This is a genomic window from Lactobacillus sp. HBUAS51381 (assembly GCF_012641095.1).
In the GTDB taxonomy this organism is placed as follows: Bacteria; Bacillota; Bacilli; order Lactobacillales; family Lactobacillaceae; genus Levilactobacillus.
In genome coordinates this window covers 1-7,809 of sequence record NZ_JAAVSC010000055.1, presented here as the reverse complement: position 1 = coordinate 7,809, position 7,809 = coordinate 1, and the positions used below count along the sequence as shown (strand labels likewise).

Here is a 7,809-nt window from a genome sequence, read left to right as displayed (position 1 = left end):
TCAAAACAAAACTGGATGGCAAGTCCCCGGAAAAGTACCGGGAACTCACCATCCAGCAAGCAGCGTAAATTCTGTGTCCAACTTTAAGGGCTCACTTCAAAGTCGCCTATTTCTCGTCTCATCTTACATTCTGCTTACATCGTTTCTATTAATTCTTTCACCCGCACTTCAATCTCATCACGTACGCTACGAAAGACCGTTAGCACCGCATCGTCACTACCCGTTGCCTGTGCGGGATCGGGCAGTGGCCAATGTTGTTTAGCCACACTGGGCGGCGTCATCGGACACTTGTCTCGCGCATCGCCACACAGGGTGACGACCAGATCGCAATGCCGGAGATAGTCGGGGTCAATCAAGGTTGAGTGTTGCTGGCTGATGTCGATGCCCTGCTCCGCCATCACCTTTACGGCAAGTGGGTTCAGGCCATGGCGTTCGATGCCCGCACTCGCGATTCGCCAATCTTGTGGGGCTAAGTGCCGGGCAAAGCCTTCCGCCATCTGACTACGACAAGAATTTCCAGTACAGAGAAAGTAAAGTTGTGGCATGGTGTGCAGCCTCCCTTGAGAAATACTTCGTTCAAAGTATACCATGCCTAACAACGTTACAACCGATTATTCTCCACCTCTCCGGCCCGTTCGCTGGCGTAGCGCACGTGACCCCAAACGATACCTAAGACAAAGCCTAAGAATGTTGGCACCAACCAACCGAGACCTAAACTGGCAAATGGCACCAGTTGGTGATAAACGTTTAAGGCGCTCGCCACCGGTCCCCAACTCGTCACAACCTGAGGCGAGTTCGCCAACATATCCCAAACGGCCGGAACGGCGGTAAAGGCAATCGTCAATTTATAAACAACTCCGGCGTACGGCCGTTTAGCCACCGTCAAGGACACCAGAATCAGCGCCAAGGATAACGGGTACAGCAGCATTAACACGGGCAACGACCAGGCAATAATCGTATTCAACCCGGCATTGGCGACCAGGAAGGAAACGAACGTGGTGACCCGTAGCCAGTTGAGGTAGCTGACCTTGGGAAATAGCTTATGAAAGTCCTGCGCAAACGATGTGACCAATCCCAATGCCGTGGTGAAGACGCCCAGCGTCACCAACACACCGAGGAAGGCCGTGCCGAAGCGCGTGAAGTAATGCCCCACAATCTGTGAGAGCGCCACCGCACCATTCGCGGATAGCGTAAGTTGACTAAGACTAAAGGCCCCAAGTAAGACCAGCCCAAAGTAGATGAGGATTTCCAGCACAATGCTGAGTGTGCCGGCCTTGGCCGTTAACCGCGTTAATTCGCGATCGTGATAACCCAGCCCACGAACCGCATGGACGAAGGTCACGCTCAGTGCCAACAAGGCCACGGCGTCCACGGTGTTGTACCCTTCCAGAAAACCACTGATGGTCGCGTTACTCTGATAAGCCGTTGTGGCCGCATGGTCCAATCCACCCATGGGATCGATGAAGGCGACGACAAAGATAATCGCCAGCATCGCTAAGAACCCGGCGTTCAGGTACTTACCAACCACCTTAACCAAATTATTCTGATGCGTGGCCAACCGGTACGCTGCGGCAAAGAATAACCCTGTGAAGACCAACATTCCCACCGTATCAAATCGCTTAGGTAAGAATGGCTGTAACGCCATTTCATACGCGGTGGCCGCCGTCCGTGGCGTCCCAAAGAAGGGCCCAATCGTTAAATGCACCAAGATTAAGAATAACGCGGCGTAGTGCCGACCCACCGGCTTCGCCAAGTCATAGAGGCCATCGCTCTTGGTCACGACGACCGCTAAGATTGCTAACAAGGGAAATAAGGACCCAGAGATCGCGAAACCCAGGGCCGCCGTGAACCAATGACTCCCCGCCATTTGGCCCAAGTGAACGGGAAAAATCAAATTACCGGACCCAAAGAACATCCCAAAAATCAGGGAACTCACCACTAATAATTGACCTAAATTTTTGCGCGGTTTACCTGTAACAGTCTGATCCATATTGATTCCTCCACAACTTTTTAAGTTTAAACGTCAAAAGAGCCCTTCTCCCACTACGGGAAAAGGGCTCTACAAGTAGAACGGTACCACCTTTTTGAGGCGGTCACCCACCTCACTCATCACGGACAAACATCCGCTAGCCAAGTAATGGTGGCCACCACGATTGCCTACATATCAGCATCGAACTCGGAATTGATTTTCACCGGCGCTTGATGGTCACTTTCCACTCAACGTGACTCACTGGGCATCGCGACGCCGGCTACTTTTTTCCTCAACGTTTTTAAATATTGATTGTATTATAGTCGGCAATAAGTGAAAAATCAATGTTAAATTTAATTATTTTCTAATTTAAAAATTACTATTGAGAAATCCGCGTGATTTTTCGGCAAATCTGCCTGACACAATTTCTTTAATCATCCGCCTGATCATTCTGACGATGATCTCGGCGCCACTTTTTGACGTAATCCAGACGTTTCTTGAACAGATTCTCCCGTCCCTGATCCGTTGGCTGATAATATTCGTGCCCCACCAGCGAATCCGGTAGGGTCTGCATGGTGGTCAACTTATCCTTGGTATCATGAGCGTACTGATAGTCCTTGCCGTAGTCCAAGTCCTTCATCAACTTGGTCGGCGCATTGCGAATCTGTAGTGGGACCGGTTCGTCGCGGGTCTCCTTGACATCGCGTTTCGCCGCCAACCGCGCCTTATAGATGGCATTCGACTTGGGGGCCAACGCCAGATAGGTGACGGCTTCTGTCAAATGAACGTCACATTCTGGCATCCCCAAGAATTGACAGGCCTGAAAAACATTCACCGCCACGTTTAACGCGTTGGTATCGGCGAGCCCAATGTCTTCGCTGGCAAACCGCACCAGTCGCCGCGCAATGTAGAGGGGATCTTCCCCACCCTCTAACATGCGCGACAGCCAGTAGATAGCGGCATCGGGATCGCTGTTGCGCATGGATTTATGCAGCGCAGAAATAATATTGTAGTGTTCCTCACCCGTCTTATCATAGAGCACGAATTTCTGGGAAATCAGTTGTTTCAGGTCATCCATGTTCACGGTCACGTGATCGCCCTGCTTATTGCCATTGAGCACGGCCATTTCTAGCGTATTTAGGGCACTCCGCGCATCCCCATTGGCAAATTCAGCGATGGCCCGTTGCTCATTGGCCCCGATCGTGACCTTGCCCTTGAAACCCTTGGGACTGGCCAAGGCGTTGGTGAGCAACTGTTCAATATCTTCGGTCGACAACGCCTTGAGCACGAAGACCTTGCAACGCGACAACAGCGCGGAGTTAATTTCAAATGACGGATTCTCCGTGGTCGCGCCAATCAGGACAATGCTGCCCCGTTCGACGTACGGCAAAAAGGCGTCCTGTTGGGCCTTGTTGAACCGGTGGATTTCATCGACAAAGACAATCGTCTCCTCGCCCACGGCAAGGTCATTACCAGCCTGTTTCATAATCTTTTTAATCTGACTGATACTGCTGTCGACCGCACTGAAGCGCAGAAATTTTGCTTGCGTCTGACGGGCAATAATCTCCGCCAACGTGGTCTTGCCGACACCCGGCGGTCCCCAAAAAATCATCGAGGACACCTCATCGTTTTCGATGAGTTCGCGGAGAATCTTCCCAGGCCCCAACAGATGCGTTTGCCCCACAAAGTCGTCCAACGACCGTGGCCGCACCCGACTGGCTAACGGCGTATTCTGTTGATTGGCAAACAACGATTCTTGCTCCACGAGAATCACCACCTTTTAGGTTAATGATACAGCTAAATTCAACTAGAAATCAAAATCGTTTAGATCGGCAATATCCATGGTAAACGGCGTCTCCGTCTTCTCACCATTATTCATATTCTCAATCACCAGATAATAATTCTGTTGTTTATCATACACATGATCTGCAAGAACCACTTGAACATTTTGCATGCGATCCTTTACGGAAACGGAACGACTATTGGCATTGACCATAGTTTGTCCCGAGATCTGCTGATCCTGTTCATTGACAAAATACAGTTTGAATTCTGCCGGAATCACCGTTGAACTAATCGCTGCGGATTGTCGAACCACCAAGGGTACCGTTAACGACGTAATTTGTCGATTCATACTAAACAGTTCCAACTCAACATCGTGGGCCGCAGAACGACTCGAGGTGGTTTTCACTTCCAGCAATGGGACTAACATCTCTTGTAACGAAGCCCCACCATGAACATAGTTAAATGATCCAACAGCTTTGAAAACGTTGGCTGTCGTCGGATAATAAACCCTACCCTGATCATCATTAGCTAAAATATCGCGTAACTCTTGGTGGCTAACTCCGGGTAGATCAAACTGACGCGTCGAAAGTAAGTAACGCTGTGATTTTTGTTCCGCATCTTCTTTAGGAACTTCAATCTTATCCGTTTCTTTGAGTTGATCATTGCGATAAATATAACCATGATCAGCCGTCACATAGATTTGAACAATGCCTTGTGTTCGTAAGCGCGTAATTAACCGTTGAATTTCATCAATGGCTTCCTCAGTCGCTCGAAACACGTCGTCCTCAGTCTTTTTATTATCACCAATGGCATCCACTTGATTGTGATAAATGTAAACAACTTCTTGTCCCGTAAACTTAGCGCGAATTTCTTTGGCGGTGTCGTCTTTCAGATCATCTAAAGCATAGGCTGCACTCTTTGGATTATATTTCTGTAAGAGCGCTTGTCGCCGCTCCAGGCTATCCGCCAATTGGCCATCAACACTTAGCTTCTTAAGTTTACTGTTTAAGCTTAACTGGCGATGTGGCAACAACATCGGCATCCCAAGATAGGTCACGGAAGGCAGCCCGGTGACCAGATAGTCCATTTTGAGGCCTGTAACTTGATCTTCATGACTCAATCGCTTTTCCAGCTCCTTAGCTGCTTCAAACCGAAAGGCATCAGAAATAATGACCACCACACGATTCTTTTCAGGAGCCACATGAAATCGATAGAAGTTTCGCTGTAATTGCTTAGGATTAATTTCAGCATAGTCTAAGACTTGATTCCAGGCGTAAGTCGCGTTATCAAGATAATTATTGACGTAGATCGACTCAATCAGCTGTTTGGTCTTAGCAAATTGCTCCGGCATTCCTGCTTGTTGATAATAATACATAAATTTTCGGTAATCCGTATCCGTCTTATAGCCAATATGAGTATAGTCATCGATCATACCCTGCTGGCTACCTTCAGTCTGACGATGTGAATTTTGAACCAAGTACCAAGCTCGCCGCATCATCCGGTAAAGTCGGGCGAACCGTGGCTTACTGCCATAATGAGTTTCTAAACGTTGATGCGTCACCGCAATGACCGTCTGTCCATTCAGCTGACTATCCATATCCTCAAGCTGTAGTCGTTCCTGAATCCAAAGCAAAATCCGCTGATCAAATCGCGGAAAGATGTCCGATTTGGCTAAGTCATCAATCTTTGTTTCCTTGAAAAGCCGATCACCATCAATATTACGCCAAACTAAATCTGCAATACTGTCGAAGTTATCTACCGCTTGTTTATCTAAACTACCACGATTGCTGAACTGCTGAACTAATGTCTGAACATTAGCAGCATGAGCACTTAAATCATATTCAGCCACGCTTTTAGGTAAATCTTTATTCATTTGCTGATACGTAACCGTTAGATACAAGCCGGTCATCAACTCTTCTAGCCGTGGATGGGAAGCTGTATAGCCAAAACGTTCAGAAATTTCTGCCCAGAAGGCATCTAAAACACCAAATTTTTCAAAATCTTTCAACGCCGAATTATCACGAATCCCCTTCGTCAAAAGGACCTGTAGTAAATCAAAAAAGTCGACAATCGGCTGATTCAGATGAACTAACACTGCCATAATGGCCAACTCTGGCTTCTTCTGATAACTCGTTACATCGTATCGCGCAAAACTTTGTCGCCGTTGCTCATTGGCGAAGAACGTCATATTGTCTTGGACAAATGGTTTTAGTTCATCCGGTAGTCCCAACTCTTTACGCAAAATTTCTTTAGAATCTGCGCTAAAGGTCCCAGAATACCAAACGATACTTCGCAAATGATCCTCGTCTAATGCTGGTTCAGCCGCTGGCGAATAAATCAACGTTTTATGTTGCCGTGGCAAGGTTAACAAATATTGTTTAGTTACTAACTGCTGTCCTGGTTCCATAACCACGACATCCGCGACGTTCGCCAGTCCGGTACGAATTTCAGCTAAACTATCCGCAAAGTCTCCGCTGTCGTCATACCAGAATACAAACTGATTTTGATCAGTGAACCGTTTTTTTAGTGTGGTAATGATTTGATTAATATCCACGTCTGCCATGGTCGTTACTCCCTTTTATCCGTTTTAATGTCTAGTTCAATCATAACTTAAACCATGTCGACCTGCAGTATAATTTGTGAAATTTATTGTTCACTCCAAGCTATCATGATGGGGTGATTCAGCATTTAATTACGGACATCAGCGAGGATGATTTCAACGTGGCCGTCGGTGGTCAGGTGGAGATTATTGGGTGGCTGTATCAGTACTATAATACGGAGCCGAAAGATCGAGCTTTCAAAAAGAAAAAGTATCTTGAATCTGACATTCCTGCAGTGACACAATTATTCACGCCCGACTGGATCGTCAAGTACATGGTTGAAAACTCTCTAGGTCGCTATTGGGTCGAGGTACTCCAAGCAAAAGGTGATGCGCGCTCAGCAAAAGAAATCGCTAGCAGCTTTGGCTGGCGTTACTTTATGCCAGCAGCTGAACAATCTACACAGATTGTATTGGAAGATAACTCAAAAAAATTGGCGTCAACTTCCATCGAAGATATTACGTTAATCGATGCGGCAATGGGATCGGGCCACATCTTAATATACGCATTCGAAGTCTTCATGCAGATTTATGAAAGCGAAGGCTACTCGCGGCGGGATGCTGCGAAGCTAATCGTTCAAAAGAATCTTTACGGGGTGGATATTGACACACGTGCATTTCAGTTAGCTTACTTCTCGTTAATGATGAAGGCACGTGAAGCGAATCGGCGCTTTTTAACATTAAATATTCGGCCAAATGTTTTTGACATTCCAGAATCTGGAGATTTAACCAGTGATGATTTTCAAGTGCTGATTCAGTCTGATGACGAAAAGAAGCAGCTGGATACTTTACTCGATAAGTTTCGCTTTGGTAACGAGTATGGCTCGCTCATTCAATTCGATAATGACCTTGATTGGCCGGTTGTTGAGCGTATTGCCGAACAAAATGTGGAAACTGGTCAACTGTCTCTAGATACGATCTTCTTAGCTGAAAATCAGGCAAGATTGCGAGAATTTATTGCTGTCGGTAAAGTGTTGACAAAGGAATTTACTATTGGCGCAATGAATCCACCATATATGGGATCTGGAAAAATGGATGCCGTGTTGGGGAAGTACGTTAAGAAGTATTTCCCTAATAGCAAGTCAGACTTATTTGCTGTGTTCATGGAACGACTACGAGCATTGACCATCCCCGACGGTTATTATGCCATGATCACACAACATTCTTGGATGTTTTTATCCAGTTTTGAAAAGCTAAGACAGGTTTTGAAAAATGATACTTTAATCAATATGGCGCATCTGGGAACACGTGCTTTTGAAGAAATTGGAGGCGAAGTTGTTCAGTCCACCACCTTTGTTTTTAAACATCAAACTAATGATAATTACATTGGGACATATGAGCGTCTAGTCGAATTCGATTCGCAACAGAGGAAAGAAGATGCTTATCTGGACGCTGTTAAGAATGAAAATGTTGACTACCTTTATCGAACTAACCAAGCGAACTTTGCGAAGATTCCGGG

General features: G+C 46.6%; 4 protein-coding genes and 1 pseudogene. 1 reads left to right on the top strand and 4 read right to left on the bottom strand.

Annotation, left to right across the window (positions count from 1 at the left end):
• Nucleotides 1-134: 134 nt before the first annotated feature.
• From arsC to pglZ, 4 genes are all read right to left on the bottom strand, one after another.
• On the bottom strand, nt 135-545 hold the full coding sequence (gene arsC, locus HEQ50_RS12165; protein ID WP_168900765.1) for an arsenate reductase (thioredoxin): 411 nt from the start codon (nt 543-545) through the stop codon (nt 135-137).
• 56 nt (nt 546-601) lie between these two features.
• Complete coding sequence (gene brnQ, locus HEQ50_RS12160; protein WP_168900764.1) at nt 602-1,990, bottom strand: branched-chain amino acid transport system II carrier protein; 1,389 nt, start codon at nt 1,988-1,990, stop codon at nt 602-604.
• A gap of 409 nt (nt 1,991-2,399) precedes the next feature.
• Nucleotides 2,400-3,734, bottom strand: a complete 1,335-nt coding sequence (locus HEQ50_RS12155; protein WP_168900763.1) for a replication-associated recombination protein A — start codon at nt 3,732-3,734, stop codon at nt 2,400-2,402.
• A gap of 42 nt (nt 3,735-3,776) precedes the next feature.
• Entirely contained in the window at nt 3,777-6,314 is a 2,538-nt protein-coding gene (gene pglZ / locus HEQ50_RS12150) for a BREX-1 system phosphatase PglZ type A (RefSeq protein WP_168900762.1), read from the bottom strand.
• A 158-nt stretch (nt 6,315-6,472) separates the two neighbouring features.
• Between pglZ and HEQ50_RS12145 the strand changes: the two are divergent.
• Nucleotides 6,473-7,809, top strand: a pseudogene (locus HEQ50_RS12145) (restriction endonuclease subunit M); the annotation flags it as partial.

What these genes read in the sequence shown, in the direction of transcription:
- brnQ (WP_168900764.1), bottom strand. Translation starts at nt 1,990, where the DNA reads ATGGATCAGACTGTTACAGGTAAACCGCGCAAAAATTTAGGTCAATTA.
- arsC (WP_168900765.1), bottom strand. Translation starts at nt 545, where the DNA reads ATGCCACAACTTTACTTTCTCTGTACTGGAAATTCTTGTCGTAGTCAG.
- pglZ (WP_168900762.1), bottom strand. Translation starts at nt 6,314, where the DNA reads ATGGCAGACGTGGATATTAATCAAATCATTACCACACTAAAAAAACGG.